This window comes from Amycolatopsis sp. SID8362, from assembly GCF_010550475.1.
GTDB lineage: Bacteria > Actinomycetota > Actinomycetes > Mycobacteriales > Pseudonocardiaceae > Amycolatopsis > Amycolatopsis eburnea.
Map to the genome: position 1 here is coordinate 1 of NZ_JAAGNB010001481.1, position 1,894 is coordinate 1,894.

The 1,894-nt window shown below is 73.7% G+C and carries 2 protein-coding genes and 1 pseudogene; 2 read left to right on the forward strand and 1 reads right to left on the reverse strand.

Annotated features, from left to right (window positions below; genetic code table 11):
* Positions 1-275 (forward strand): annotated as a pseudogene (locus G3I65_RS45650) (thioesterase); the annotation flags it as partial.
* On the opposite strand, the gene G3I65_RS45655 reads toward G3I65_RS45650, so the two are convergent.
* Complete coding sequence (locus tag G3I65_RS45655; RefSeq protein WP_160701632.1) at positions 212-640, reverse strand: hypothetical protein; 429 nt, start codon at positions 638-640, stop codon at positions 212-214. The pseudogene G3I65_RS45650 and the gene G3I65_RS45655 sit on opposite strands and share 64 nt — an antisense overlap.
* A gap of 108 nt (positions 641-748) precedes the next feature.
* Between G3I65_RS45655 and G3I65_RS45660 the strand changes: the two genes are divergently transcribed.
* The coding region (locus tag G3I65_RS45660) for an MFS transporter (RefSeq protein WP_160701633.1) at positions 749-1,894 on the forward strand (1,146 nt) is incomplete at its 3' end.

The window sequence follows — 1,894 nt, forward strand, 5'->3', positions numbered from 1 at the left end:
TGCCCGAGCAGGCGGAACGCGCCGACGTGAGCCTGCTGGTGAGCGACGCGCACGTGCCGGCGGCGCCGCCGCTGCCGTGCCCGATCCGCGGGTTCGGCGAGCCGCACGTGATGGCGGGCTGGGGCGAGCACACCAGCGCCGGGTTCGTGCTGATCCCGGCGCGAGCGCAGGACAGCGCCGCGCTGCTGCGCGACGCCGTCCTGCGCTCGGCCTACCTGATCTCCGCCTTGGCCGTGCAGGGGCTCTCGCCGCCGTCGAACGCGACGGAGGCGTAGCTGGGGACGTCCTGCGGGACCTTGACGTCGTCGGGCAGGTGCACGCTGAGCTTCGTGCCCGCCGTGCCGGTGAACGTGCCGCGGTAGACGGACGTGGTGGTGTCCGCGCCGGCGTAGGAGACGTCGAGGACGTACGTCGCCGAGTCGCCGATGTACGGCCCGCCGCCGATGGTGGCGATCGACGGGTGGTACTCGGTGGGGCCCGCGAGCTGGTAGGTGACCGAGACGGTGCCGCGGAACAGGCCCGCGGTGCAGCTCGCCGCCACCGTCTGGGCCCCGGTTCCGGCCGCTTCGGCGGGGGGTGCGAGGACGACCGCCCCCAGGACGGCCGTGCCGATGACGGCTTGGATTGCACCGGCTTTCATGGTGACTCCTCTTGCGTTCGGGGTGTGGCCGATGCTGCCGGACGCGACTTCCAAACCACTTCCTTCGCCGCTCCCGGCAGACGTATAAGCACTGTTACGATTTGCCTCGTGCTTCGCGCCCTCGTCGACATCACCCCGCTGCGCTCGTCGCCCGCCTTCCGCCGGCTCTGGCTGGGCCGCGTGTTCTCCGGCTTCGGTGGCCAGATGACGCTGGTCGCCGTGATGTTCCAGGTCTGGGACCAGACCGGGAGCACGGTGTGGACCGGTGCCGTCGGGCTCGCGCAAGCCCTGCCGCTCATCGTGTTCGGCCTCTTCGCCGGGATGCTCGTGGACCGCGTCGACCGGCGGAAGTTCGCCCTCGTCATGACGGCCGGGCAGGCCGGCTGCTCGGTGCTGCTGGCCGTGCAGGGGTTCGTGGGCGGCGTGCCGGTGCTCGTGGTGCTGGCGCTGGTGGCCGTCCAGTCGTGCTTCGTCGCGGGCGGCGGGCCGGCCGGGCGCACGTTCATCCCCCGGCTGCTGCCGCCGGAGCAGCTGCCCGCGGGGCTCGCGCTGAACCGGATCGCCTTCCAGGGCGCCATGTTGCTCGGCCCGGCGCTCGGCGGGCTGCTGCTCGGCTGGCTCGGCGTCGGCGGCTGCTACGTCGTCGACGCGCTCACCTTCGGCCTGGCGTTCTACGGCGTCTTCGGCCTGCCCGCCATGCGGCCCGACGGCGAGGGCTCGCGGCCGGGCCTGCGCGGCGTGCTCGACGGACTGGCGTTCCTGGTCCGGACCCCGGTCGTGCGCGGGGCGTTGCTGACCGACCTCGCCGCGACCGTCCTGTCCATGCCGATCAGCCTGTTCCCGCTGGTCAACGAGGAGCACTTCGGCGGAAACCCGCGCACGCTGGGCTTGTTCCTCTCGGCCATCGCGGTCGGCGGCGTGGCGGCGTCGGTGTTCTCGGGGGCGTTCACCCGGCTGCCGCGGCCGGGTCTGGTGATGCTCGCGGGGTCGGCCGCGTGGGGCGTCGCGCTGACGGTGTTCGGGCTGGCGCCGAGTCCGTGGCTCGGGCTGGCGTGCCTGGCGCTGGCGGGCGCGGCGGACACGGTTTCGGTGGTTTCGCGCGGAGCGCTGGTCCAGCTCAACACCCCGGACGCGCTGCTCGGCCGGGTCGCGGCGGCGGAGCAGATCGTCGGCCAGGCGGGCCCGGACGTCGGCAACCTGCGCGGCGGCCTGGTGGCGGGCGCGACGTCGGGAACGTTCGCGCTCGTCAGTGGC

Bases quoted from the DNA above. Each gene is read 5' to 3' on its own strand.
- G3I65_RS45655 (WP_160701632.1), bottom strand. From the start codon at position 640: ATGAAAGCCGGTGCAATCCAAGCCGTCATCGGCACGGCCGTCCTGGGG.